Origin of the sequence: Hongsoonwoonella zoysiae, assembly GCF_013266695.1 — a bacterium.
In the GTDB taxonomy this organism is placed as follows: domain Bacteria; phylum Pseudomonadota; class Alphaproteobacteria; order Rhizobiales; family Stappiaceae; genus Hongsoonwoonella; species Hongsoonwoonella zoysiae.
This window is the reverse complement of record NZ_JABRXF010000001.1, coordinates 1,245,736-1,271,597: the sequence shown is the minus strand read 5'-3', so window position 1 is coordinate 1,271,597 and position 25,862 is coordinate 1,245,736. Positions and strand designations below refer to the sequence as shown.

Annotated in this window: 23 protein-coding genes and 1 pseudogene (1 of these 24 running past the window's edge); 17 read left to right on the top strand and 7 right to left on the bottom strand. The window is 63.4% G+C overall.

All coding sequences use genetic code 11. The annotated features are described in order from the left end of the window. Window positions 1-4 precede the first annotated feature (4 nt). From HPQ64_RS05945 to HPQ64_RS05920, 6 genes are read left to right on the top strand one after another with little or no spacing between them, the layout of a single operon-like run. Window positions 5-385, top strand: coding sequence for a winged helix-turn-helix domain-containing protein (locus tag HPQ64_RS05945; protein WP_172887403.1), 381 nt, complete (start codon window positions 5-7; stop codon window positions 383-385). Window positions 386-427: 42 nt separating this feature from the next. Continuing rightward, window positions 428-1,186, top strand: a complete 759-nt coding sequence (gene modA, locus HPQ64_RS05940; protein WP_246270553.1) for a molybdate ABC transporter substrate-binding protein — start codon at window positions 428-430, stop codon at window positions 1,184-1,186. Further along, a complete protein-coding gene (modB, locus tag HPQ64_RS05935) occupies window positions 1,146-1,889 on the top strand; it encodes a molybdate ABC transporter permease subunit (protein ID WP_343035929.1) in 744 nt (247 codons plus the stop codon). The genes modA and modB overlap by 41 nt, the downstream gene beginning before the upstream one ends. Beyond that, a complete protein-coding gene (gene modC, locus HPQ64_RS05930) occupies window positions 1,889-2,983 on the top strand; it encodes a molybdenum ABC transporter ATP-binding protein (RefSeq protein WP_172887401.1) in 1,095 nt (364 codons plus the stop codon). Before modB ends, modC begins: the two co-directional genes overlap by 1 nt. 52 nt (window positions 2,984-3,035) lie before the next feature. Then, window positions 3,036-4,859, top strand: a complete 1,824-nt coding sequence (locus HPQ64_RS05925; RefSeq protein WP_172887400.1) for an ATP-binding protein — start codon at window positions 3,036-3,038, stop codon at window positions 4,857-4,859. Between the two features lie 15 nt (window positions 4,860-4,874). Continuing rightward, window positions 4,875-6,218, top strand: a complete 1,344-nt coding sequence (locus tag HPQ64_RS05920; protein ID WP_172887399.1) for a sigma-54-dependent transcriptional regulator — start codon at window positions 4,875-4,877, stop codon at window positions 6,216-6,218. A gap of 90 nt (window positions 6,219-6,308) precedes the next feature. Here the strand turns inward: HPQ64_RS05920 and HPQ64_RS05915 are convergent, their stop codons facing one another. Genes HPQ64_RS05915 through HPQ64_RS05905 form a run of 3 tightly spaced genes read right to left on the bottom strand, consistent with a single transcriptional unit; the run spans window position 6,309 to window position 10,641 of the window. Further along, on the bottom strand, window positions 6,309-7,961 hold the full coding sequence (locus HPQ64_RS05915; RefSeq protein ID WP_172887398.1) for a CRTAC1 family protein: 1,653 nt from the start codon (window positions 7,959-7,961) through the stop codon (window positions 6,309-6,311). Next, complete coding sequence (locus HPQ64_RS05910; protein WP_210260106.1) at window positions 7,958-9,376, bottom strand: di-heme oxidoredictase family protein; 1,419 nt, start codon at window positions 9,374-9,376, stop codon at window positions 7,958-7,960. The genes HPQ64_RS05915 and HPQ64_RS05910 overlap by 4 nt, the downstream gene beginning before the upstream one ends. After that, window positions 9,376-10,641 carry an ROK family transcriptional regulator gene (locus HPQ64_RS05905; RefSeq protein ID WP_172887397.1) on the bottom strand — a complete coding sequence of 422 codons (1,266 nt, stop codon included), beginning with the start codon at window positions 10,639-10,641 and terminating at the stop codon, window positions 9,376-9,378. Before HPQ64_RS05905 ends, HPQ64_RS05910 begins: the two co-directional genes overlap by 1 nt. 247 nt (window positions 10,642-10,888) lie before the next feature. Here HPQ64_RS05905 and xylF point away from each other — a divergent pair, with 247 nt between their 5' ends. The 11 genes and pseudogenes from xylF to HPQ64_RS05850 all read left to right on the top strand — a co-directional run bounded on the left by xylF (window position 10,889) and on the right by HPQ64_RS05850 (window position 22,285). Next, entirely contained in the window at window positions 10,889-11,929 is a 1,041-nt protein-coding gene (xylF, locus tag HPQ64_RS05900; protein WP_172887396.1) for a D-xylose ABC transporter substrate-binding protein, read from the top strand. Window positions 11,930-12,186: 257 nt separating this feature from the next. Further along, the gene (locus HPQ64_RS05895; protein WP_172887395.1) at window positions 12,187-13,494 is read left to right on the top strand and encodes a sugar ABC transporter permease; all 1,308 of its coding nucleotides are present in this window, start codon (window positions 12,187-12,189) and stop codon (window positions 13,492-13,494) included. An 11-nt stretch (window positions 13,495-13,505) separates the two neighbouring features. Next, on the top strand, window positions 13,506-14,333 hold the full coding sequence (locus tag HPQ64_RS05890; RefSeq protein WP_172887394.1) for an ATP-binding cassette domain-containing protein: 828 nt from the start codon (window positions 13,506-13,508) through the stop codon (window positions 14,331-14,333). Between the two features lie 115 nt (window positions 14,334-14,448). After that, window positions 14,449-15,183: a trehalose-phosphatase gene (gene otsB, locus HPQ64_RS05885; RefSeq protein ID WP_172887393.1), complete on the top strand. Its 735-nt coding sequence runs from the start codon at window positions 14,449-14,451 to the stop codon at window positions 15,181-15,183. A 23-nt stretch (window positions 15,184-15,206) separates the two neighbouring features. Then, a complete protein-coding gene (locus HPQ64_RS05880) occupies window positions 15,207-17,000 on the top strand; it encodes a glycoside hydrolase family 15 protein (RefSeq protein ID WP_172887392.1) in 1,794 nt (597 codons plus the stop codon). Between the two features lie 87 nt (window positions 17,001-17,087). Beyond that, window positions 17,088-18,464: an alpha,alpha-trehalose-phosphate synthase (UDP-forming) gene (locus HPQ64_RS05875; protein ID WP_172887391.1), complete on the top strand. Its 1,377-nt coding sequence runs from the start codon at window positions 17,088-17,090 to the stop codon at window positions 18,462-18,464. Between the two features lie 195 nt (window positions 18,465-18,659). Next, window positions 18,660-18,944: pseudogene (locus HPQ64_RS05870) on the top strand (SCP2 sterol-binding domain-containing protein); the annotation flags it as partial. A gap of 138 nt (window positions 18,945-19,082) precedes the next feature. Then, window positions 19,083-19,925 carry an isocitrate lyase/PEP mutase family protein gene (locus HPQ64_RS05865; RefSeq protein ID WP_172887389.1) on the top strand — a complete coding sequence of 281 codons (843 nt, stop codon included), beginning with the start codon at window positions 19,083-19,085 and terminating at the stop codon, window positions 19,923-19,925. Next, on the top strand, window positions 19,918-20,376 hold the full coding sequence (locus HPQ64_RS05860) for a GNAT family N-acetyltransferase (RefSeq protein WP_172887388.1): 459 nt from the start codon (window positions 19,918-19,920) through the stop codon (window positions 20,374-20,376). Before HPQ64_RS05865 ends, HPQ64_RS05860 begins: the two co-directional genes overlap by 8 nt. Window positions 20,377-20,452: 76 nt before the next feature. Then, a complete protein-coding gene (gene denD / locus HPQ64_RS05855) occupies window positions 20,453-21,430 on the top strand; it encodes a D-erythronate dehydrogenase (protein WP_172887387.1) in 978 nt (325 codons plus the stop codon). 369 nt (window positions 21,431-21,799) lie between these two features. Then, window positions 21,800-22,285 (top strand): GNAT family N-acetyltransferase, encoded by a 486-nt coding sequence (locus tag HPQ64_RS05850; protein WP_210260105.1) that lies wholly within the window; start codon window positions 21,800-21,802, stop codon window positions 22,283-22,285. A gap of 34 nt (window positions 22,286-22,319) precedes the next feature. Here the strand turns inward: HPQ64_RS05850 and HPQ64_RS05845 are convergent, their stop codons facing one another. The 4 genes from HPQ64_RS05845 to HPQ64_RS05830 form a co-directional block, all read right to left on the bottom strand. Next, entirely contained in the window at window positions 22,320-22,769 is a 450-nt protein-coding gene (locus tag HPQ64_RS05845) for a GFA family protein (RefSeq protein WP_172887385.1), read from the bottom strand. 86 nt (window positions 22,770-22,855) lie between these two features. Then, window positions 22,856-23,998 carry a thiolase family protein gene (locus HPQ64_RS05840; RefSeq protein ID WP_172887384.1) on the bottom strand — a complete coding sequence of 381 codons (1,143 nt, stop codon included), beginning with the start codon at window positions 23,996-23,998 and terminating at the stop codon, window positions 22,856-22,858. Then, window positions 23,995-25,407, bottom strand: a complete 1,413-nt coding sequence (locus HPQ64_RS05835) for an AMP-binding protein (protein WP_172887383.1) — start codon at window positions 25,405-25,407, stop codon at window positions 23,995-23,997. The genes HPQ64_RS05840 and HPQ64_RS05835 overlap by 4 nt, the downstream gene beginning before the upstream one ends. Then, window positions 25,404-25,862: the 3' portion of a biotin transporter BioY gene (locus HPQ64_RS05830; RefSeq protein WP_172887382.1), read on the bottom strand. 99 nt of this gene lie beyond the right edge of the window; only the last 459 of its 558 coding nucleotides appear in the window; its start codon lies off the right edge, out of view; its stop codon occupies window positions 25,404-25,406. Before HPQ64_RS05830 ends, HPQ64_RS05835 begins: the two co-directional genes overlap by 4 nt.

The window sequence follows — 25,862 nt, the reverse complement described above, 5'->3', positions numbered from 1 at the left end:
AGCGATGACGGGCGAATTTCCCAAGGTAAGGCTGCGGATCGTGCTGGCGCCGGGCATAGCGCTGGGGCCGGGCAAGGCGGACCTCTTGCAGGGCATCGCTGAAACCGGTTCGATTCGCGCCGCCGGGCGACGTCTTTCCATGAGCTACAAGCGGGCTTGGAACCTGGTCGGCGAATTGAACCGCGGCTTCGACGAACCGCTGATCGAAACGGGCAAGGGCGGAGCCGGCGGCGGCGGCGGGGCGCGGTTGACAGGGCTTGGCGAGGAAATCCTCGCCCGCCTCCGCGCGATAGAAACGACGATCGTCTCGACTGCCGAGGCGGATCTGGACGCGCTTTCAGCGCGGGTGAAAAAGGATGTTGAACCGGGAGCGGACAGTGGCTAGCATTCGATGTGTACAATCATACATATCGAAGGGCCGGACTTGATGCGCTGTCTCCAGATCGCGGTTGCCGCCATGCTGGCGCTGGTCGCAGCGTCCCCGGTGATCGCGGCGGAACGGCTCACGGTCTTTGCCGCCGCCAGCCTCAAGGACGCGCTCGAGGCAGCCGGCGAAGCCTATACCGAGGAGACCGGCAAGGAAGTCGTCTTTTCCTTCGCGGGCACGGCGTCGATCGCCCGTCAGGTGGAGGCCGGCGCCCCGGCTGACTTGTTCTTTTCAGCCGACGAGCGTTGGATGGACCATGTGCGCGAGGCAGGCGTAATCGATCCCGAAACGATAACCATCGTCGCCACGAACACGCTCGTGGTCGTAGCGCCGGGGGAGAATCCGCAGCCGCTGGACCTGACACCGGACGCGCTCACCGCTCGTCTCGGCGAGCGCCGCATGGCGATTGCGGATACGGAAACGATCCCCGCCGGGCGTTACGCCAAGGCGGCACTGATGAACCTTAACCTCTGGGAGGGGATCGCCGGCAGGCTCGCGCCAATGGAAAACGTGCGCGTTGCCCTTGCCACTGTCGCTCGCGGGGAAACGCCGCTCGGCATCGTATACGCTTCCGACGCCAGCGTCGAAAAGGATGTGGCGGTAGTTGCCGAAATTCCGGAAGGCATCCATCCGGCCATCGTCTACCCGGCTGCCGTTACGAAGACAGCGCAGCCGGATGCGATGGAATTTCTCACCTTCCTGAAAACGCCGAGAGCCCGTGAAGCGTTCCGCGCCGCAGGCTTGCGGCCATTCGATTGAGGCTGCGGTGATCACGCTCACACCGGCGGAATGGCAGGCGCTGACGCTGACGCTGAAGGTCGCGGCCACCGCGCTTGCCGTAGCCCTGCCGGTTGCGGTTTTCGCGGGCTATGCGCTTGCCCGCTGGCGCTTTCCCGGCCATGGCCTCTTGAATGGCGTCATTCACATGCCGCTCGTCCTCCCACCCGTGGTCACCGGCTACGTGCTGTTGATCCTTTTCGGGCGGACGGGGCCGGTCGGCTCAATTCTCGAAAGCACCTTCGGCATGACTTTCGCCTTCAGATGGACAGGAGCGGCCCTTGCCGCCGGCATCATGGCCTTTCCCCTGATGGTCAGGCCGGTCCGGCTTGCCATCGAGGCGGTCGACCCGAAACTTGAGGAAGCGGCGGCCACATTGGGCCTTCGCAGAGGAATAGTGCTCGCCATCGTCACGCTGCCGCTAGCGCTGCCCGGCATTCTCGCCGCCGGTATTCTGGGTTTCGCCAAGGCGATGGGTGAATTCGGCGCGACGATCACCTTCGTTTCCAACATCCCCGGCGAAACCCGCACACTGGCGCTCGCCGTCTACACTGCAGCCCAAACGCCCGACGGCGAGGTCGCCGCCTTCCGGCTCACCATCATCTCCGCGGCTGTCGCCTTCGGTGCGCTTATTGCCTCCGAAGCCGTCGCCCGGCGCCTCTCGCGACGTATCAGAGGGACGTGATGATCGAGGTCGACATCGAGGGCAGCGCCGGCAACCTGCCGATCAGGGCCACCTTCCGCTCCGATTCCGGCGTCACCGCGCTGTTCGGACATTCGGGCGCGGGCAAATCGACGATCACCAAGATGATCGCCGGCCTTCTGCGGCCGGAGCGGGGCCGCATCGCCATCAATGGAGAGACGCTCTTCGACACCGGCAAGGGCATGGACCAGCCGGTGCGGATGCGCCGCATCGGCCATGTCTTCCAGGAGGCGCGCCTCTTCCCGCATCTGACGGTGAAATCGAACCTCGCCTTCGCGCGATGGGCGGGGCGGACGATCGACAGGACGCGTTTCGATCAGGTTGTCGAGCTTTTGGGCATCGAAAGCCTGCTGTCACGCCGGCCCGGCACGCTTTCGGGCGGCGAGCGTCAGCGGGTTGCCATCGGGCGCGCGCTTCTTTCCTCCCCGCGCGCTCTTGTCATGGACGAGCCGCTCGCCTCGCTCGACCAGGGCCGCAAGGCGGAGATCCTGCCCTTCCTCGACCGGCTTTGCCACGAGGCGAAGATCCCGATCCTCTATGTCAGCCACGCGCTTGAGGAGGTCGCCCGCCTTGCCGACACGCTGGTCGTCATCTCAAGGGGCGAGACGGTCGCCTGCGGTCCGACAGCGGAAATCATGACACGGCTCGACCTCGGCGCGGCGACCGGCCGTCATGAAGCGGGCTCGGTCCTCGTCGGCCGCGTTAGCGCGATGGACAGCCACTGGAGCCTGTCGACGATCGATGTCGAAGGACATGAAATCGAGGTTCCCGCCACCGGGATCGAGCCCGGAACGGAAGTGAGACTGCGCGTGCGCGCACGCGACGTTTCACTTGCGCTCGCGGATGTCCCGGGCCTCAGCATCCGCAACCGCCTGCCGGTCACCATCGAGGCGATAACCAGTGAAACGGGCCCTTACGCCGAAATCCTCTGCCGGATCGGCGAGCAGCCATTGCGCGTTCGCCTCACCCGGGCATCCGTGTCGGATCTGGGCCTTGCGCCGGGCGGGCAGGCGCTCGCGCTCATCAAGACGATCGCCATAGACCGGCGCGAGATCATCGGTTCTGGAAGCGCCTGACATTTGCACAGGACCGGATGAACTTCGCGGAGTTCGGCTGTAGAGTGCCTTAATGTACCGCTTGACGAGAAAACGCCGGGAGACCTTTTCCACAGCGCTTGCGCTCATCGCCGCCGCCTGCCTGACGGTGTTTGTCGCGGCGGTCACGGCGCGGTTCAGCGAGCGGCTCTTCCTGGACGAGATCCGCACGCGCGCCGACGCCTCGCTTGCCGTTCAGGCGGCAACGCTCGAACGCCAGTTGGACAAGTTCCGCCTTCTGCCGCCATTTCTTGCCCAGCGCCCGGACGTGCGCGACCTGATCTCCGAGGGAAGCCGCACGGACGGAGAGCGTGTCGCCTCGGTCGTGGCGGCGATGTCGGGCGCGCAGGAGGTTGTCTTTCTGGATATGTCGGGCCGCACGATCGCCTCCAGCACATGGCCGTCGCAGGGGCCGCATTCGGCCGGTCTCAACATGTTCGACACCGCCTTCCAGGAGGCGATGGAAGGCCGGCTCGGCCGGCAGCTCCTGCCCGGCGATGCCTTGCGGGCGGGAAGCTATGTTTTCGCCTCCGCCGTACGCTCCGGCGGTCAAATGGTCGGCGCGGTCGCCGTGCGTGTCGATCTGGCCTCCGTGGAACAGGCCTGGGCCCTTTCCAAGGACCCGCTGCTGGCGCTCGACGATAGCGGCATTGTCGTCGTCACGAACCGCCCTTCCTGGCGAGGCCGAATGGTGGTGGAAGCACCCGGCGGGGTGCAAAACCCGGCCGTAGCCGGCATGCCGCCTTCTCCGATGCACCTTCACGCGCGTCTTCGCTCGGGCTTCGAGATCGTACGCCTCGATGATGGCGCCGCGCGTCTGGAAGCGCTCCGGCTGACGAAACCGCTCACCGTACTCGGCTGGCAGGTTTCGACGCTCGCCAACACCCAGATCGCCACGTCGCAGACCTCCAAAGCCTGGATCATCGCCGCGCTCGTCTGTCTTCTTCTTACCGGAGCGGGCTGGGCAGCGCTTGAAAAGCGCAAGGCGACGGTCCGCAAGATGCGCGACGACCGCGCCGCGGCCCTTCGCCTGGAGCGGCGCGTTCGCGAAAGAACGCAGGATCTTTCGCAGGCCAACAAGCTGCTCGCCCGCGAGGTAGAGGAGCGTGAGGCGGCGGAAGCGGAGCTTCGCCTTGCACAGGCCGAGCTCGTGCAGGCCGCGAAACTCGCAACGCTCGGGCGCATGTCAGCAGCTCTTAGTCACGAGTTCAACCAGCCGCTCGCCGCCATCCGCTCGAACGCGGAAAACGCCCAGCTGCTGCTTGAGCGAAAGATGGAGGACAAGGCGGCCGGAAACCTCGAGAAGATCATCGCCATGGTCGAGCGGATGGCGGAGATCTCGCGCACGCTGAAAGGCTTTACCCGCCGGGCGGGAACGGAACTTAAGCCCGTTCGTCTCGTCACGGTGATCGACGAGGCGCTGATGCTCCTGTCTCCGCGCATCAAGCGCTCCGACGTGGAAATCGTTGTCGACAAGGGCGATACGGACCCGGTGGTGCTCGGAGGCCGCGTCCGCCTGGAGCAGGTCGTCCTCAATCTCATTTCCAACGCGCTTGACGCTGTCGGCGGCGAAGCGGGCGCGAAGGTTGGCATTTCGCTGAAGGTCGAGGCCGGCTTCGCCCTCATCGAGGTTGCAGACAACGGCCCGGGCGTGTCGGAGGAATTGCGCTCGCAGGTGTTCGACCCGTTTTTCACGACGAAGGACGTCGGCGAGGGGCTGGGTCTCGGCCTTTCGATCGCTTACAAGATCGTCCATGACTTTTCAGGCAGCCTGAATGTCACGGCATCGCAGGACGGTGGAGCGCTCTTCACGGTGCGCCTGCCGCTTGAGCGCGAAAGCCGGGCAGCCGCGGAATGAATTGACAGGATCAGCATGGACCACGCCACCGTTCTTCTTGTCGACGATGAAGCCGAATTGCGGGAAGCCCTGACGCAGGGCCTCGAATTGCACGGCCACACGGTACGTGCCTTCGACACCGCCATGGAGGTGACGGATCACCTAGCGCGTGATTTTTACGGCGTGCTCGTAACGGACATCCGCATGCCGAAGGTCGACGGGCTGGAGCTTATGCGCACCACCTTCGAGGTGGACCCGGCGGTTCCCGTCGTACTCATCACCGGCCATGGCGATGTTCCAATGGCGGTCGAAGCCATGCGCGCCGGCGCCTATGACTTCATCGAAAAGCCATTTCCCGTCGGCAAGCTCGCAACCGTTGTGGAACGTGCGCTGGAAAAACGCCGTCTCGTGCTCGAAAACCGTGCGCTCAGGGAAGAACTTGGCGAACGAGGCGGGCTGGAGGCCCGCCTTGTCGGCCGCTCTCCGGCGATGGAACGCCTGCGGGCGATGGTTTCGGCACTCGCCTCGACCGACGCGGATATTCTCATTATCGGCGAAACGGGATCCGGCAAGGAGGTGGTCGCCCGCGCGCTGCACGAGGAAGGCAGCCGGCGGGGCGGCCCGTTCGTTGCGCTCAATTGCGGCGGCCTTCCCGCGGAAATCATCGAATCGGAACTCTTCGGCCACGAGCAAGGCGCCTTTACCGGGGCAAGCAAGCAGCGCATCGGCAAGCTGGAACATGCCCATGGCGGAACGGTCTTCCTCGATGAAATCGAATCCATGCCGCTCGACCTTCAGGTGAAGCTCCTTCGCGTCATCGAGACGCGCTCCATAGAGCGGCTCGGCTCCAACCAGGCGATTCCTCTGGACGTGCGCTTCCTCGCGGCAACAAAGGACGACCTGGAACAGGCCGGCAATGAGGGGCGCTTCCGAAAGGACCTTTTTTACCGGCTCAATGTAGTGACGCTGGAAATCCCGCCGCTCAGGCAACGGCGGGAAGACATTCCCCTGCTCTTCCATCACCTTGCCCGTGAGGCCCGCGCGCGCTACCGCCGCGAAATTCCAGACGTTCCACCGGATTATCTGGCCAAGCTGATGGCGAAGTCCTGGCCGGGCAACGTGCGCGAATTGCGCAATGTCGCGGATCGTTTCGTGCTCGGCCTGGAAGAACTCGGTTCCGAAACCACGCAGGACGAGGGTTCAGGCCTTGGCGAACGCGTCGCCGCCTATGAACGTTCTCTGATCGCATCCGAAATCGCCCGCAACGCCGGCAGTCTCAAGGCGACTTACGAAGCGCTGGGGATTTCGCGAAAGGCGCTTTACGAGAAGATGAAGAAATACGACCTCGACAAGGACGAAGTCCTGTCCGACGCGGAGTGAGCGGCGGCCGCCGGCTTTCATCCAACGATCGCCGCGCGGCCGGCTTGCAGTCGGCAGGCTTATTCCACGCGGGAAAACCTGCCGCATCGCCTATTCGGGATACCAGTATTGCGCGTCCGCCTCGCCGCGTTCGATGCGCACGAAATTGTTGGTGAAGACGCGGTAGGGGTGGCTCCAGTCGCCGTCCGGCCAGCGAACGCGGATTTGCGCACGTTCCGCGACGCCAACACCCACATGCACGAAGCCGATCTGGCCGGACGCATGGCCGCCGCCGACCTGAAGATCCCTCGTGATCGTTCTGTTGCCGATCTTCACGCTAAGCTGCGCGCCGATGGCATCCCTGTTCGGCCCGTCCTGATGAAGCTCGACGCCGATCCAGTTTCCCAGTGGAACAGGATTGTCCGCCGTGCCGCCGCCGAGATTGCGGAAGAGGCTTGCCGGCCCCTCCCGGTTGACGACGAGGATATCCGGCAGGCCATCCATGTTGAGGTCGACCACGCCGCCGCCGCGCCCCTTTCGCTTGAGCGCGATACCGGCCTCCATGCCCCGCTCCGTGAAGGTGCCGTCCCATTCCTGGATCAGGAGATTGTCGGGATCGTAGCTCGCGAAATCCGGCATGGCCTCCACATTGCCCTTGGCGATGAAGAGATCGGCCAGCGTATCGTTGTTCACGTCCTCGAACTCGGCATGCCAGCCCGTGGACGGCTTGGAATCGTCGCCGGTATAAGGTCGATGGGCGGTCACCCCGAGATCGAAAGCGATGTCCCGGTAGATCGGAAACTCCTGCTCGCTTTCCTTGTCGAGCGTCTGCAGCTTGGTGTCGCCCATGCTGGTGAGCGCATATTCGGGAAAGCCGTCGCCGTCGAGGTCGGTGCTGGCGATTCCCATGCCCCAGATCTTCACGTGCTGCCAGCCATCGGCCTTGCGGTAGGGACGGGGCGGGCGGCCCGGCGGCACGGCCCAGAGCTGTTCCTCACCGCCGCGGTAATATTGACGGTCGTTGGAAATCCTCAATGCGGGCTCGCCGGACCGGTTCCAGTCGGTGAAAAGCATCGACAGGCTGCAATAGCCGGGCGAGAGCTGGAAGGCATCGCTGTAGTCCGGCCCCTCTTCGCCGCGCGGGCGGTGAAGAACGTTGTCATGGCAGGTGCCCCAGGGCGCGCCGGGGGCGCTGCGGTCGACATAATTTCCGAAGGCAAGCGTGGGGAAGGCCTTGCCGGGTTCGAAGGTGGCTGCAAAGCCTGTCGACCATGCGCGCCCGCCGTCGAAAGCCCAGGCGCGGTTCGCCTCCTCGAAGCGGCAGTCGCCCTTGCCTTTGAGGAGCAGGTTTTCGCCGACCCTCATGACGGCGAGGTCCTTGATACCGTCGTTGTCTATATCGACCGGGTAGGCGCCGGTCACCTTTTCCACAAGGCGTTCCGGCAGGTCGAGCGGAACCTCTTCGAATTTCAACGCACCGCCGGCGGACGAAAGGTTTCGGTAAAGCTTTGCCCGCGCGGTGCCGCCCGCTATGAAAAGATCGGGCTTGCGGTCGCCGCTGCAATCGAAGATCGCGGCACCGCCGCCAACGAAAAACTCCCAGGGTCCGGTGTATTTATGGTCGATGCCGGCGAGCGACGCCTCCTCGGCGAAATGCGGTACGGGCGCATGCGTCTGGGCTTGGGCCCGCGCCGCAAGGGGCGTCAGGATCAGAAGTACGGTACCCGCCAGCAGCGATTCGCGAGAAAACCTGCGGCTCGTCATTGCGTAATCTCCAGGCTGCGAAGGAAGGCGATGATCGTCTGGCGATCCTCCTCGTCAAGATCCTCGTAGCGCTTGCGAACATCAGTCGCTTCACCCGCATGCGCGCGGATGACCTCGTCAAGCGTCGTCAGGTCGCCGCGATGGCCGTAAGGGGCGGTGGAGCCGACGCCCCAAAGTTCCGCCGTCATGAAGACGTCGCGTTCGACAAAACGTTGGGCAAGCAACTCGTTGCCGAGCCGCTCGCGGCGTTGATCCGAAATCTTGTGGCGCTTCAGATCGCCGAAAAGCGGTACGAGAATGCGCCCCTTTTCATCGCGCGGCAGCGCCTTTACCCACTCAAGGGCTTCAAGGTCGAGCCCGATCGGGCGGGCGACCTCCGTCTCGCGAAGCGTGCCGGCGGTGTCGAGCGGGCCTGGATCGGCGAAGATAGCGGATTCCAGCGGAAGAGCGGGCACATGGCATTGTGAGCAGCCGATCTCGGCAAAACGTTTCTCGCCGGCCGCCGCGGCCTTGCGCCAGACATCGGGAAGGCCCGCCTTGCGTCCGGGCGCTTCGCGCGTCGCCATCCAGGCGACAAGTGCCGAAACATCGCCCTCGCCGATTTCGTCGGCGATCTCGTCGCCGTCGAAATCGGCAGTGCCGGTCCAGCGTGCGCCGAAACGCTCCGCCGCCTGAATGCCGTGGTGGGTATTGAGCGCGTTGACCGCGAACTGGCGCAACGAGACGATGACGCCCTTGTGCGACAGCGGGCGGATGACGAGGTCCTGGTCGACCCCGTCGAGCTTCGCGAAATCGACGATGCCATCCGACCGTGCGGTAATCGAACCGAAGGAAACGCCCTTGGAGGAAAGCGGCTGGATAACCGCTTCTCCGGTCTCTCGCGCCTTTGCAAGCGCCGCCTTGCGCTGGTCGTGCAGGTCCGCCGTCATTTCGCGTGCGAGCAGCTCGACAAGCCCGACGCCGTGCAGGGCGATTGAATTGCGCTGGTTTGAAAACTGCGGATCGACGGTGTCGAAATCCGCGCTTTCGAACCCTTCGGAAACGAAGGCGCTGCCGGAAAACGGCGCGCCCGCGCCAAGCACCGGATCAAAATGACAATCGGCGCAGGAATTGGCGTCCGGTCCCGAAAGGCGCTGAAAAGCCTCTAGCGCCGGACGGCGGCGCTTCGTCGGCACGATCGCCTGCGTGGCATCGGGCCTGCCCGCGCCGTCTTGCCGGACGAATTTTCCCTTGAATAGCGCCTCACCCCTTTCGATCAGCGCCTTGGCCGCCTCCGGCGTATCGGCGGCCGTCGGATCAAATGGGGCATAGGCGCCGATCACCCGCTCCGACCAGGGCTTGTCGGCTGAAAGGACGGGAACCGGAGCAAGGACGATCGCCACGCCGGCGAAAAAAACTGCCAGCATTTTTTCCATCAGTTCGTTTCCTCCCGCACGCCTGACGGTTCGCAGGCACGCGCCTCGCTGAACATCTCGAAGTCGAACCTGCGCATGGCCTGCGCGAGCGTGCCATGGACAATGAGATCCTCCTCCCAATCGACGCGCTCGATATGCACGGTCTTGCGCAGGTCTTCCACCAGCGCCTCTTCCAGCCCCTTTCGAATGCCCGCCTCCATGAAGGGATAGGCGACGATGCCGGCACCCGTCAGGATGATCGGCGACGGGCTCAGGATCGCGGCGAGCCTCGCGACGCCGTAGCCCAGCGCCACGCCCGCCTCGTGGAAGGCACCGAGCACCGCCTCCTTTCCGGCGGCCGCCGCATCGACGAGATCTGGAAAAGTCCGGGTCGAAACCGGAATATCCTCCGGCTGCGTTGAGGGCGGCAGGTCGCGGGCCATGCGAAGGATCGCGTAGTCGCCGAGATAGGCCTCCAGGCAGCCGCGCCGCCCGCAGCGGCACAGCGCCCCGCCCGGAATATGATTCGTGTGGCCGATTTCGGCCGCCGCCCCCGTTTCCCCCACGAAGAGCTTGTTGTCGACGTAAAGCCCCATGCCGACGCCGTAATCGATGAAGATCACCGCGAAAGTGCCGCCATAACGCCGCGGATCCGACCAGTGCAGGGCCTCCGCGATCATGTTGGTGTCGTTGGAGAGCATGCAATGCGCCCCGATGGCGCGGCTCAAAGGTTCGACGACGGGCACATTGCGCGCCGGCAGCGCCGGACTCCAGACGATCGTGCCGGCGCTCGAATCGACCACGCCCTGGGCGGCGATCGATATCTCCAGCAAATTCCCGTCCGAAAGGCTGTTGGCGTCGCAAAAGGCTTTCGCCGCGCCGACCAGCGTTTCGACGAAGTCGCCGCCCGAGATATTCGCGCTGTCGAAGGAAAGGCGCTCGCGCGCGGCGATGCGCCCGGCATAGTCGGCAAGCACGAGATCTATCGTATTCACGGAAATTTTAATGGCGACGACACTGGCTGCCGCCGGGTTGAGCGCGAGCAGCGAACGCGGCCGCCCGCGCGCCATCGGCGCCTTCTGGGGCGCCTTTTGCACGCCATCTTCCACGCCTGCGATCAACCCTTCCTGGATAAGGTCGGAGGTGATCGAGGTAACGGTCGCCGGGCTCAGTTGCGTCGCGCGTCCAAGGTCGATCCGCGCCTGCGGGCCGTCCCGCCGCAAGGCCTGAAGCACGATCGACCGGTTCTGCCGGCGTATCTGATCGCGGTCAGCCTTTTCCGTCATGTTTATCGCCTTGCCTCACGTTTCCACCCATGAATCCGCCGGCGGCCATTTCTCGTTATTTTTAGCTACGCCGATCTGTTTTGCGAAACCATGTTGACAGCAGGATCGGATTGGAGCAACTTTTTTTCGGACGCCAAAAAAATTATCGTGCGGTTGTTCGCCAGTGGCGCTCGCACGTATTCAGGAGCGTCGAACAAGAATTTCCGTTCCGCATGGGAGGGACGGTGTGTCAGGAGGAAACACCAGGATGAAGAAACTCATTCCAATCGTCGCGGGCGCGCTACTGTCCGCCACCGCCTTGACCGCGGCCAACGCGCAGGACATCACCGTCGGCGTGAGCTGGTCGAACTTCCAGGAGGAGCGCTGGAAGACGGACGAGGCGGCGATCAAGAGCCAGCTCGAAGCTCTCGGCGCGGAATATATCTCCGCCGACGCGCAGTCCTCGGCCGCCAAGCAGCTTTCGGACGTGGAAAGCCTGATTTCGCGCGGCGCCGACGCGCTGATCATCCTTGCCCAGGATTCCGAGGCGATCCGCCCGGCCGTCGAAAAGGCCGTGAACGAGGGCATTCCGGTCGTCGGCTACGACCGTCTGATCGAAATTCCGGACGCCTATTACCTCACCTTCGACAACAAGGAAGTCGGCCGCATCCAGGCGCGCGAGGTTTTCAAGGTTCAGCCTGAGGGCAATTACGTCTTCATTAAGGGTTCTTCCGCCGATCCGAACGCCGATTTCCTGCACTCCGGTCAGCTCGAAGTGCTGCAGGAAGCGATCGACGCCGGCAAGATCAAGGTCGTGGGCGAAGCCTATACCGACGGCTGGCTGCCGGCTAACGCGCAGCGCAACATGGAGCAGTTCCTGACCGCCAACAACAACGAGGTCGACGCGGTCGTTGCCTCCAACGACGGCACAGCCGGCGGCGTGATCGCGGCTCTTGCCGCCCAGGGCCTCGACGGCAGCGTTCCGGTCTCCGGCCAGGACGGCGACCATGCCGCGCTGAACCGGGTTGCCCTCGGCACGCAGACCGTTTCGGTCTGGAAAGATGCGCGCGAGCTTGGCAAGGCGGCTGCGAGCATCGCCGTCGACCTTGCCAAGGGTAAGGCGCTTGAAGAGATCGAAGGCTCGCAGAAGTGGTCCGGCGGGCCGAGCGGCATTGAAATGACCGCGACGTTCCTGGCGCCGATCCCGATCACCCAGGACAATCTCAACGTGGTGATCGATGCCGGCTGGGTGTCCAAGGACACCGTCTGCCAGGGTGTGGAAGCAGGTTCGGTCGCCGCCTGCAACTAAAGTCCGGACGCATCGGACCGGCCGGGACGTCCGGCCGGTCCAGGCGCCGGCAGGGCCGGGCTTACCTTTGAAGAGGGAGACTTCCGCCAACCCGGCGCGCCTCCCCTGCAACGGGCTGCCCTCCGGCTGCCGGCCACACGACGGCGGTCCGTTGTGGCCCCCGGGTTCCAGGCATCAGATGCCACGACGCTCAAGCGGTTTCCCGGCTCGCGTGAAATGGACCGGACGCACCGCTTACAGTTTTCCACGGAGTTCCCATGTCGACGAGTTCTGACATCAAGCCGGCGGCGTCGGCGCAGCCTTCGACGCAGCCACGCTCGATTATCCAGGCGCTTGAAATCGATACCCGAATGCTCGGCATGATCGCGGCCCTTCTGGTGATCTGGGTGGGTTTCGACATCTTTTCGGGCGGCAACTTCCTGACGCCTCGAAACCTGTGGAACCTCTCCGTCCAGACGGCGTCGATCGCCGTCATGTCGACGGGCATGGTCCTTATTATCGTCACGCGCAATATCGACCTGTCGGTCGGCTCGGTCCTGGGCGTGACCGGCATGATCATGGCCGTCTTCCAGGCGAGTTATCTGACACAGACGCTCGGCTTCAATCATCCGCTCGTGTGGATCGCCACGCTTCTGGCGGGCATGTTCATCGGCCTTCTGATCGGCGCGCTTCAGGGCTTCATCGTCGCTTTCATGGGGGTTCCCGCCTTCATCGTGACGCTTGGCGGGCTGCTCGTCTGGCGTGGTGCTGCCTGGTGGGTGGCGCAGGGAAAGACCATCCCGCTCACCGATGACAATTTCAAGCTGATCGGCGGCGGCGCGAACGGCGCCATCGGCGAGACCTGGAGCTGGATACTTGCCGCGATTGCGGTCGCGCTGGTGCTGCTCGCCACCGTCAACGCCCGCCGGCAGCGCAAGCGCTTCCAGTTCCCGCTCAAGCCCATGTGGGCGGAAATCGTCACAGTCGGCCTTGCTTCCGGTGCGATCATCGCCGCCACCTGGGTCGTCAACGCCTACACGCTGCCGCCAGCACTTGCCCGCCGCTTCGCCAAGGAACAGGGCATCGCCATCCCCGAAGGCGGGCTGGAGATCAGTTTCGGTTACGCCGTGCCGGTGCTTGTTGCCGTGGGCGTGGGCATCGTCATGACGTTTCTTGCCAAGCGCACACGCTTCGGGCGCTACGTTTTCGCCATCGGCGGCAATCCGGAAGCCGCAGCTCTTGCCGGCGTCGATACCCGCAAGATCACGGTCTATGTCTTCGCGCTCATGGGCATGCTGGCGGCCATCGCGGCTGCGATTTCCACCGCGCGCCTGACCTCGGCCACCAACGCGCAAGGCACGCTCGACGAGCTTTACACCATCGCCGCGGCGGTTATCGGCGGAACGTCCCTTGCCGGCGGCGCGGGCACGATCGCCGGAGCAATGCTGGGCGCGGCCGTCATGCAGTCGCTGCAAACGGGCATGGTGCTCATGGGGCTCGATTCGCCCCTGCAGAACATCGTCGTCGGCATCGTTCTGGTGTTGGCGGTCTTCATCGACACGCTCTATCGCAAGCGCGCGGGCTGAGGGAGGATAAAATGGCGGAAAATCTGGGACACGAACCCGGCTCCTCGACCATCAGCGGCACCCCGCTCGTGGAAATGCGGGACATGTCGATCTCGTTCGGCGGCATCAAGGCGGTGGATCATGTCTCCGTCGACCTTTACCCCGGCGAAGTCGTCGGCTTGCTCGGCCATAACGGCGCGGGCAAATCGACGCTGATCAAGATCCTGTCGGGCGCCTACCGGCGCGACGCCGGCGAGATATTCATCGACGGCCAGAAGGCGGATATCCACAACCCGCGCGATGCGAAACGCTATGGCATCGAGACGATCTACCAGACGCTTGCCCTTGCCGACAACGTCGATGCGGCGGCCAACCTCTTCCTGGGCCGGGAGTTGCGTACCGCCTGGGGCACGCTCGACGATGTGGCGATGGAGGCGGCCGCGCGCGAGGTGATGCACAGGCTCAACCCGAACTTCAAAAAGTTCAAGGATCCGGTGCGCGCGCTTTCCGGCGGCCAGCGCCAGTCGGTCGCGATCGCCCGCGCGATCTACTTCAACGCGCGCATCATCATCATGGACGAGCCGACGGCGGCACTTGGACCCCAGGAAACCCAGCAGGTGGCGGAGCTGACCAAGAAGCTGAAGGACGAAGGCATCGGCATCTTCCTCATCAGCCACGACATCCACGACGTCTTCGATCTTGCCGACCGCGTGGCGGTGATGAAGAACGGCCAGCTTGTCGGCACCGCGCGCACGTCCGACGTCACCAAGGACGAAGTGCTCGGGATGATCATCCTCGGCAAATGCCCGAAGGGCGCCAAGCCCGGACCGGGTGCCATGGCGAGCGAGGAAGCGGCCTGACTACACTTCTTCGTAATGGTTGGCCAAGCGTAATCATGCCCTTGCTTTGAATGGTGCACTGCAAATAAGCCCCACCGACTTTTCCTGCGGTGCACTATTCGATACTCTCAGCCGCATGCGCGCGCTTCCCGAACTCGCTTCGAATATGGCCGTCTTCCTGGATTTTGACGGCACGCTCGTCGAAATCGTCGACACGCCGGAAGAGGTCGAACCGGCTGAAGGGCTGACATCGGCCCTCACCGGCTGCCTCTCGTATCTCGGCGGTGCGCTCGCCGTCGTCAGCGGACGTCCTGTTCAGGAAATCGACTGGTTCCTGTCTCCCTTGCGCCTCCCGACCGCGGGACTGCACGGGTTGGAATATCGCCTGAAACCCGAAGACCCTGTTGTCACTGCGGAAATCGGAACGGAAATCGACGTGCTGCGCGAAAGGCTTTCCCGCGCGAAAATCATTCGCGACGGGGTCTTCGTGGAGGACAAGGGCGCGGCTCTTGCCGTGCACTTTCGCGCGCTGCCGCAATCCGGCCCCGATATTCTCGCATTCATGAAAAATGCGATCGCCGACCTGGAGGATCTGCATCTGGTTTCCGGAAAGATGGTCGTCGAGGCCAAGCCGGATCTCTGGGACAAGGGCCGGATCGTGGAAACCTTCATGGAAGAGCGGCCGTTTCAGGGGCGTGTCCCGGTCTTCATCGGAGACGATACGACAGACGAGGACGGAATGCGCGCTGCTCGCCGTCTCGGCGGCTTCGGCGTGAAGGTGGGCGCGGGCGAAAGCATCGCGAATTTCCGGCTGAAGGACGTTCCGGCGGTTCACGGCTGGCTCACGACACGCAACAATCGGACGGATTGAAAGCCTGAGGGGTTTTATTGCCTATGATATCTGTGGAACCCTCGCTCGATCTCGCGATGATCGGCAACTGCTCAAGCGCGGCCCTGATCGACAAGGCCGGGCGAATCGTCTGGTGGTGCCTGCCGCGCTTCGACGGCGATCCCGTGTTTCACTCGCTTCTGGGCACGCGTGGCGAGGAGGGTGACGGGGCGTTCGCGATCGAGCTTCCGGACACGGTGCACTGCGAGCAGCAATATGTTGAAAATACCGCCGTCGTGCGAACGCGCCTGTTCGACGAGGCGGGAAACGCAATCGAGATCACGGATTTCGCACCGCGGTTCGAGCGGGCCGGGCGCATGTTCCGTCCGACCGGGATCGTGAGACGCGTCAGGCCGATTTCCGGTCATCCGCGCATCCGCGTGCGGTGCCGGCCGCGCATGGCCCATGGCGAGCGCGTGCCGGACATCACGTTCGGTTCGAACCATATACGCTATGTCGGCAACGGCACGACCGTGCGCATGACGACGAATGCCTCGGTTACCTACGTGCGCAACGAAACGCCGTTCTTCCTCGACGGGCCCATGTCCTTCCACCTGGGGCCGGATGAAAGCCTGACCGACCACCCGGAAAAGCTTTGCCGGGAGTTCGAGGAAGGGACAGTCCGTTACTGGAAGCTGTGGACGCGCAGGCTCGGCCTGCCGCTCGAATATCAGGAAGCCGTCATCCGCGCGGCGATCACGCTGAAGCTTTGCACCTACGAGGAAACGGGCGCGATCATCGCCGCCGCCACCACCTCCATCCCCGAAGCGGCGGGAACCGAGCGCAACTGGGATTATCGCTACTGCTGGCTGAGGGATGCGTTTTTCGTCGTGCGTGCGCTCAATTCGCTCTCCGAAATGGAGACGATGGAAAACTACCTGCGCTATTTGAACAATATCGCGCTCGTGACCGATGGCGAGCACGTGCAGCCGCTTTACGGTATCGGCCTTGAAGCCAGGCTTGAAGAGAAGTTCGTGGACCTTCCGGGTTACCGCGGCATGGGGCCGGTACGCGTCGGCAATCAGGCTTACGAGCATTTCCAGCACGACGTCTACGGCAATATCGTGCTCGGCGCTTCGCAGGCCTTCTTCGACAAGCGCCTCCTGCACCAGCCGGGAATCGACGATTTCGAGCGTCTGGAAAAGGTCGGCGAACAGGCTTACCAGATGCACGATCAGCCGGATGCCGGCATGTGGGAACTGAGAACGCGCGCGCGCGTTCACACCTCTTCGTCACTCATGTGCTGGGCGGCGTGCGACAGGCTCGCCAAGATCGCCGGAAACTTCGGCCTCGACCAGCGCGAAGCGTTCTGGCGCGAGCGGGCCGACCGGATTCACGCCGTCATCTGCGAAAAGGGCTGGAATCAGAAAATCGGCGCATTCGTCGAAAGCTTCGGCGGAAGCGACCTTGACGCCGGGCTCCTTCTCATGGCCGAGGTGGGTTTCCTGCCTGCCGACGACCCGCGCTTCGGCAAGACGGTCGACAAGATCGGCGAGACGTTGAGGAAGGGAAATCACCTCTTCCGCTATCACGCGCCGGATGATTTCGGCGCGCCGGAAAACGCCTTCAACATCTGCACCTTCTGGTACATCGACGCGCTCGCCAGAATGGGCCGCAAGGATGAGGCGCGCGAGATTTACGAGACCATGCTTTCCTGCCGCAACCATGTCGGGCTTCTGTCGGAGGACACGACGCCCTCGACGGGCGAGCTTTGGGGCAATTTCCCGCAAACCTATTCGATGGTCGGCATCATCAACGGCGCAGTGCGGTTGAGCGCCGATTGGGGCGTGGCGGTCTGACGCCACACAGGCGTGAATTTGCCGAACAGGCAGGGATACGAGAATATAAGAGACGTTAATAATACAAAATGGGGGTAGGAAACGGGCATGTCGCGCCTGGTCGTCGTTTCGAACCGCGTCGGGCCACTCAAGGATACGGGCAAGGCGGGCGGCCTTGCCGTGGCCCTGGTAGACGTTCTTCAGGAAATGGGGGGACTTTGGTTCGGCTGGACGGGGACGATCTCCGACGAAGGCTCCTTCGGCCCGCTTCAGACGGAGACCACGAAAAACGTCACGCTTGCGCAAATCGACATGACGCAGGCCGACTACGACGATTACTACGCCGGCTATGCGAACCGCACGCTCTGGCCCGTCCTGCACTACCGGCTCGATCTTGCCGATTTCGGCAGGCGCTACGAGGAAGGTTATCGCCGCGTCAACGAACGTTTCGCCACACGTCTCAGGCCCATGCTCAAGGCGGACGACGTCATCTGGGTGCAGGACTATCACTTCTTCAACTTCGCCGCCGAACTGAGGGCGATGGGCGTCAACAACAAGGTCGCCTTTTTCCTGCACATCCCCTTTCCCGCGCCGGAGATCCTGGCCGGGCTGCCGAATGCGGATCAGCTCGTGCGCCGCATGCTCGCCTATGACCTCATCGGCTTTCAGACGACGCGAGATGCGGACAACTTCCGCCGCTTCGTCATCAGCGAGATCGGGGGAACGGACAAGGGAAACAGCGTGGTGTCCGCCGGCGGACGGGAAGTGCTTGTGCGGGGATATCCGATCGGCATTGACGCCATGGGTTTTTCCAAGCTTGCGACAACGCCCGATGCCCGCCGGCATACGGCGCGGATCGAAAAGCTCACCGGCGGGCGCCCGCAGATCATCGGCGTCGACAGGATCGACTACTCGAAAGGCCTGCCGGAGCGCTTCCGCGCCTTCGAACGCCTGCTGGAGGACTATCCGGAGAACCGGGGCGGCGTCAGCCTCATGCAGGTGGCCCCGCCCTCGCGATCCGAACTTGACGCCTATGCCGAAATCCGTCGCGAGCTGGAGGAACTGACCGGACATATCAACGGCCGTTTCGCCGATCTCGACTGGACGCCGATCCGCTTCATGGCGCGTTCGTTCACCCGCCGCGCGCTTGCGGGCATCTATCGCGCAAGCCGCGTCGGGCTGGTTACCCCGCTCAGGGACGGCATGAACCTTGTCGCCAAGGAATATGTCGCGGCCCAGCGCGCGGAGGATCCGGGCGTGCTCGTGCTCTCCCGCTTCGCGGGCGCCGCGGAGGGCATGCCCGAGGCGTTGATCGTCAATCCGCATTCCACGGAAGGGGTTGCGGCCGCGCTGCAGGCCGCGCTCAACATGCCGCTGGAGGAGCGCCGGGACCGCTGGCAGGCGATGTTCGACCGTATCTGCGCGCAGGATGCCTCGGCCTGGGCACGGGAAATCCTGGCCGACCTGGATACACACCGCAAATGAGCAAGGCGCGCATGAGGCGATACGCAACGTCAAATCCTTCATTGCGATGGAAACGCTTCGCGACGACAATCGGCTTGCGTTCGCAAATGGATGAACGGGGCGAGATTCGAAACTTGACGATTACGTTAACGTAAGCAAAGGTGCGCCGGAAATTCCAAAGCTGGACACCGTCCGGCACAGAAAGACAGGGAGAGCGGAATGTCGCTGGCGGAAGTAACGGAAACCATCAAGTCCAAGGTCGCGGGCGGTGGTATCGACGACACGGTGAAATTCGACCTCGGTGGAGATGGCGTCGTCTTCGTCGACGGCACGGACGTTTCGAACGAAAACAAGGACGCCGACTGCACGGTGATCATGTCGCTCGAAAACCTTCAAGATATGCTGGCGGGCGACCTCGACCCGACAAGCGCCTTCATGTCGGGCAAGCTCAAGGTCGAGGGCGACATGGGCGTCGCCATGAAGCTTTCGAGCATCGTCTGACCCGGGATAGCACGGATCTTTCACGCCGATTTGAGCGCCGGACCGCGATGGTCCGGCGTTTTTCGTTCAACCGGCCCTTTTCGCGTGGCCGCGAAGGCTTAGCCTCCGTCGATCGAAAGCGACAGGGAGGAAGCCGCCATGCCGTCTTATTCCGAAAAACTCACCGCGTTCCGCGCGCTGCACGAGCGGGACGAAGCGTTCCTCATGCCCAACCCGCATGATGTCGGCACCGCCCGCATCCTTGAAGGGCTCGGCTTCGAGGCGATGGCGACCACAAGTGCCGGCTTCGCCTGGACGGAGGGCTGCGGAGACGTTCAGGGCCTGATCACGCGGGAAATGGCGCTGGAACACGCGCGCAGGATCGCGGAGGCGACGTCGCTACCGGTGAACGGCGACCTTGAAAACGGCTTCGGCGACGCGCCGGAGGATGTCGCGGCGACGATCCGCGGCGCGATAGAAGCCGGCCTTTGCGGGTGCTCCATCGAGGATCTGTCGCAGGCCAGCGGCAAGCGCGAATATTATCCGCTGGATTTCGCCGTGGAGCGCATCAGGGCGGGCGTCGCCGCGAAGAACGAACTTGCCCCCGACTTTGTCCTGGCGGCCCGCTCCGAAGCGCCGATCCGCTCGAACGAAGACCTCGACGCGGCGGTCGAGCGCCTGAACGCCTATGCGGATGCCGGAGCGGATCTTGTCTATGCGCCCGCTCTCGTTTCGCTGGATACGATAGGCGAGGTTCGCCGCCGGGTGCCGGCGAAGCTGAACGTGCTTGCCGGCAGGCCCGGCTTCAAGCCAACGTTCAGGGAGCTGTCCGACCTCGGCGTTACGCGCGTCTCGATCGGCGCCGGCCTGTCGCAAGCCGCCTTCGCCGCCTTTTACAATGCCGCCAAACGATTGAAAGACGGTGCGGATTTCACCGTGTTCAATGAGGCGCAAAACCTCGGCGAGGCTCTTTCCTTCATGCGCGGGCGTGAGGGTGGCTGAACTCGCCGGCTTGAGGCAGGCAAGGCCGGAGGACTCGAAGGCCGTATCGGATCTCGCACGATCGGCCTACGGCCACTATGTGGAAATCATAAACACGGTGCCTGCACCGATGAGCGCCGATTATTCGGCCTTCATCGCGGAGGAAACCGTTCTGGTGGTTGACGGTGATGCGGGGCTCACCGGTTCGCTGACGCTGATGGAACGTCCCGATCACCTCTTGATCTGGAGCATCGCCGTTGCGCCTGATGCCCAGGGCACCGGCCTCGGCGGACGAATGATGCGCTATTGCGAGGGTTTCGCACGAAAGCGCGGCCTTCCTGAAATCCGGCTTTTCACCCACGCACTCATGCGCAAAAACCGCGAATGGTACAAAAGGCTCAGCTATATCGAAGTCGGAGAGGAATGGGTGGGAGACAAGCACCGCGTCAATCTTGTCAAACACCTTGGATGAACGGCAGTTGCCGCTTTCGCCCCCGTCATGCGTGCCGTAAGCTCGCGCGAAACAGGCAAACAGGGGTGCGAGGAATATGAGCCACGTTCTGGTGTTGGGAGCGGCCGGCATGATCGGCCGCAAGCTGGTGGAACGGCTGGTCGCGGAGGGCAAGGTCGCGGACGACGAAATAACGCGGCTCACGCTTGCCGATGTTGTGGAGCCGACCCATCCGTCCGGGCTGGCCCTGCCCGTCGATACGCACGCCTGCGATATTTCGGCGCCTGGCGAGGCGGAACGCCTCATCGCCCATGCGCCGGACGTCATCTTCCATCTTGCCGCCGTCGTCTCGGGCGAAGCGGAAACCGACTTCGACAAGGGCTACCGGATCAATCTCGACGCGACGCGCGCGCTGCTGGAGGCGATCCGCAACGCCGGCGGCGGTTATTGCCCGCGCTTTGTCTTCGCGTCGTCGATCGCGGTTTTCGGCGCGCCCCTGCCCGAACGCATCGCCGATACCTTCCAGCGCACGCCGCTCACATCCTACGGCACGCAGAAAGCGATCAGCGAGCTTCTGGTCAACGATTACACGCGCAAGGGTTTCCTCGACGGCGTGAGTATCCGCCTGCCGACGATCGTGGTCCGTCCGGGCAAGCCGAACAAGGCGGCCTCCGGCTTCTTTTCCGGGATTATCCGCGAACCGCTGAACGGCGAGGAAGCGGTGCTGCCGGTCGGAACGGATGTGGTGCACTGGATGGCGAGCCCGCGCGCGGCGGTCGGGTTTTTGCTGCATGCCGCCGAAATAGATGGCGAAAAGATCGGCCACGACCGGGCCCTCACCATGCCGGGCCTTGCGGTTACCATCGCGGAGGAAATCGCAACGCTCGCCAAGGTGGCGGGACCTGCGAAAACGAACCTCATCCGCCACGAGCCCGATGCTGCGATTGCCAAAATCATCGCCGGCTGGCCGCGCGGCTTCGACGCGGGCCGCGCGCTGGCACTCGGCTTCAAGGCCGATCGGAGCTTTGAGGAAATCGTGCGCCTTTATATCGAAGAAGAAGGTATCGAGATCTGAGGGACGGGGAAAAAGCCGTGCCGCGGCTTTGTTCCTGCCTCTCAGGGCATCTGCCCCATCTCCGACGTCGTCCCGGACTTGATCCGGGACCCAATCCACCTCCCTAAGTACTCCGAATTATCAGACGGTTCGCGGCATCGGGCCGTTAAAATCATTATCGCCCCCGCCTGCTGAACCGTGACTGGATACCGGGCCCGGGCGAGGAGCGGGCACGGGCGCGACCGCTGAGCGTGGGCAAGTGCGGTGCAATCCCCGCATGCCGATCAAATACCGTTGAGGAAAGAGATCGCCGCTTCCCGAACGTCGCTGCCGATGGTAGGCCCTGATCCATTGCGTACCGCCCTTCCATCGACTTTGAATCGAGCGCCAGTGACCGCCACCTGCGAACCGGAAATCACCTTCACGCGACTGCCTGAGATTTCGGCTAACGAAATCCTCGCGCATATGAACGACCCGCGCGTTGCAGAGCATATGCCCCTTCTGACCGGACGCTGGGACCTGCAAGACTGCGACGCGTTCGTCAAGGCCAAGGAAGACTGCTGGCACCGGGATGGCCTCGGTCATTGGGCGATCCTCCGCGACGGGTCCTATGTCGGATGGGGTGGATTTCAAAAAGAGGGCGACGAATGGGATTTCGGCCTCGTTCTGACGCCGGGCAGCTTTGGCCTGGGCACGCGTATCGCCCGCAAGGCGCTCGCCTTTGCCAGGTCGGATCGGCGCATCCCCTTTGTCACGTTCCTCCTGCCACCTTCAAGAAAACATTTCCGGTGGCTTGATCGTCTGGGTGCCACGTTCGTCGGCGAGGTGGATTACGCCGGCAGCACCTTCCTGAAGTATCGCCTGGACACGGAATAGGGGCCTGCCGGATCGCGTTCGCAGGCAATCAGCGCTACTCGGCGAACTCCCGCATGAGCTTTTGAAAATCTTCCATCGGCGGAAAGGCTTCATAGCTGTGCCGGGCAGGCGTTTCCACCCAGGGCAGCTTTTCGGCTGTCATGGTTTCGATGAAGGGCCGCGTCCATTCCGGCTTATCGAACATCGTTGGACGCACGTTGACGAAATCATCCATGCCCATGACCCGCGTGAAGATCCAGCTCATGCAGGATGGGCAGAAGAAATGGTCGAGTTCCGGCCCCTTCATGCCGCCCTTCACAGGCTTGCCCTTCGTGACGCGGAAGGCTTGGCGCGAAAACATGGCGGTCAACGAATAGGCGCTGGAACTCATCTTCTGGCAGCCGCGGCAATGGCACGCCGCGGTCATCAAAGGCGGTGCTGTGACTTCAATCTCGATACGCCCGCACCGGCACGCGCCTTTACGCGGAAATCGGGAACTGGTCATCGGCCCTATCCTCTGTTTGCCGCGGCGATATTGTCCGATCCGGTCTCACCTGCGTCATTGCGGTCCCATTTGAAACTGATTTACGTTCAAACGCGCTCAATCAAAACCGACGTGGCAAGCCCGCCTGCGGCAGCAATCGTCACAAGCCCTTTCGCACCCTCGCCTTCCCGACGCAATTCCTCGAAAAGCCTCACGGCCAGAACCGCGCCCGATGCGCCTATGGGATGTCCTCGCGCAAGCGCGCCCCCGCCTTGGTTGACGATAGCGGGATCAAGCCCAAGCCCCTCTACGCAGGCGATCGCCTGTGCGGCGTAAGCTTCCATCACCTCGGCAACGGCGATGTCGACAACACTGACACCCGATCTTTCGAAAAGCCGCTTCGTTGCATCGATCGGGGCAAGGCCCGGCAGGCCCGGGTCTCCGCCCGAAGTCATCACCCCAGTGATCCGCACGGCGAAGTCCGGCGCAAGTTTTCCAGCCAGTTTTTCGGAAATGACGAGAACGAAAGCCGCCGCATCGGCTTCCGCCGCCGTGGTCGCCGCCAGCACGCCGGCCTCCTCGTCACCCGCCAGCCGCTTCGACCGCCGGCACACTGCCGGCGATAGTTTGCGCGTATAGGCGTCTTCACTCGTTTCGTTGATCGGGACGATTTCCGCCGCAAGATCGCCCGCGCTTCGCGCCTCAAGCGCCTTGCGATGGCTGTCGCATGTCCATTCGATCTGGCGGTCCGTCGACAGTCGCCAAGCCTTCGCGAGGTTGGCTGCCGCATCCCCCATATCCGGATCCCGTTCCGGCCAGGGCGAGAAGGGAGGCCTGTCATAGGGTTCGGGCTCGTTGCCGGGCTCAAGCGGTCTCTTCAGCCTGATCGGCGAGCGCGAAAAGCTTTCCACGCCGCCTGCAAGAACGCACTCCGCCTCGCCTGTCGCGATCAGACGCGCGGCGGAACCGATCGCGTCGAGACCGGAGCAGCACTGGCGGTCGAGCGTCGTTGCCGACACCCCTTCCGGAATGCCGGCAAGAAGGGCGATCCGCCTTGCCGGGTTGCCGCTGCCGTAAAGTCCATTGCCGATGATGACGTCGTCGACCATGCCCGGCGTCACTCCGGCAGCATCGAGGCAATCCGCGATGACCGGAGCCGCCATCTCATCGACTTCCATCGCCTTGAATGCGCCGCCGCGCGGGACCACCGCGCTGCGTTTGGCCGCTATCACGAAGACCGGTCGGGTCAAGACCCCGCATCCCGCTCTGTGGCCAGAACCTTGAGCTGCAGGAGGTCCGATTTGCCGCCCGGCGTCAGCGGCCAGTCCGCCACGGTGAAAATCCGTCGCGGAACCTTGATCGAGGGAAGCTGCTGCAGGCAGGCGCGGCGAAGCTCTCCCTCGCTGGTTTCGGATTTGGTAGACACCACGGCCACGATCCGCGTGCCACGCAATTCGTCGTCGATGCCGAACGCCGCCGCCGCTTCAATTCCCGGCAGACTTTCGAGCACCCGCTCGATCTCTTCGGCAAAGACATTCACGCCCGCGCTGACAAGCATGCGTTTGCGCCGCCCGTTGACGAAAAGGTAGCCCTCCGCATCGAACCAGCCGCAATCGCCCACCGTCAGCCAGCCGTCTTCGAAACGTGTTTCGCTGTCCTCGCCGAATTCATAGCCATCGAAGAGCTGATCGCTCTTTACCCAGATGACACCTGTTTCTCCCGCCTGGCATTTCGCGCCATCATCGCGTCGCACCTCCGCCTCCACGCCCGCCATTATCCGGCCTGCGGAGCCGGCGGGGATAACTTCTTTCGATGCCCGGCAGGCGACGAAGCTCGTTTCCGAGGTGCCGTAGAACTCGAAAACCTCCGAGCCACGAAAGGCGTCGAGAATGACCCCTCTGGATTTTTCGTTCACCTTCGATCCACTGATCAGAATTCTCTTCAGCGCCGGAATTTCGAGGCCTTCGGCAAGGGCGGCACGGCACAAAAGCTGCATCTGTGTCGGCGTCGCGTAAAGCGTCGTGCATTTCCGCTCCATCATCGTCGCCAATACGCCGCGCGGGGAAAACTTTTTGACGAGATGTACCGTCGCGCCGAGATGCAGCCCGTGAACCGCAGCGAAAAGGTGGAGGGAATGGGACATGCCGCCTGGCACCATGATGCGATCTTGCGGGGATAGCCCAAAGGCATCTTCCGCCGCCTTGAAGCTGGCGAGCCAGGAACGGTGCGACCGCCGGAAGGCTTTCGGATAGCCGGTCGAGCCGGAAGTGAAGCCAATGTAAAACGCATCTTCCGGCTTCGGCTCGGGATGCAAGAGATGGTCGGATTTATCCGATTTTTCAATATCTTGAGGTTCGATTGCCGCATCGGCAACGCGCTTGAGCGCATTCATCAGCCCTTCGCGCCAATTCGGATCCGGAAGGATCGCCGCCTGCCCCGTGCGCGCCGTCGCGATCAAGGAAACCAGGATATCGCTGGGGTCCTTGAGGTCCAGCACCACACGCGCTCCCGCAGGTGCCTTGCCCGCCGCCTGCCTCGCGATAACCTCGACGGTCGCCTCGAGATCCGACCATGTCAGGCTGTCATTGCCGCAAGCGAGCGCTGTCTCGTCGGCGGGTCGGCGCGCGTGCTCGGCTATCGGCGCGCCGACATAGCTCATACCCGCGACACCAATGCGCTTGGCAATCCTCGCGCCACCGATTGCGCGATCACAGCCGTCAAAGCCACTTTGATAAGGTCGCCTGGGATGTATACCAAACTGCCAAATGCCGCTTGTCCGAACGACAAATCAGCCAGAAGCATAAGCCCCGGGATACCGAAAAGATAAACGACGCCTATGCCGCCAATAGCAGCGGATACACCGGCGGAGACGATAACCGATCGCTCTTTCATTTGCCGCATCAGGCCGCCCGCAATGAAGGCGCCCACGGGCCATCCGATCAAAAACCCGGCCGACGGCCCCGCGAAGATGCCAAGCCCGCCACGCCCGCCCGCAAGAAGGGGGGCGCCAATCGCCACCAGGAAGAGAAACAGAACGACCGCAACCGCACCGCGGACAGGCCCCAGCATCACGCCAGCCAGCATGACGCCCAACGTCTGCGCGGTAATCGGAAC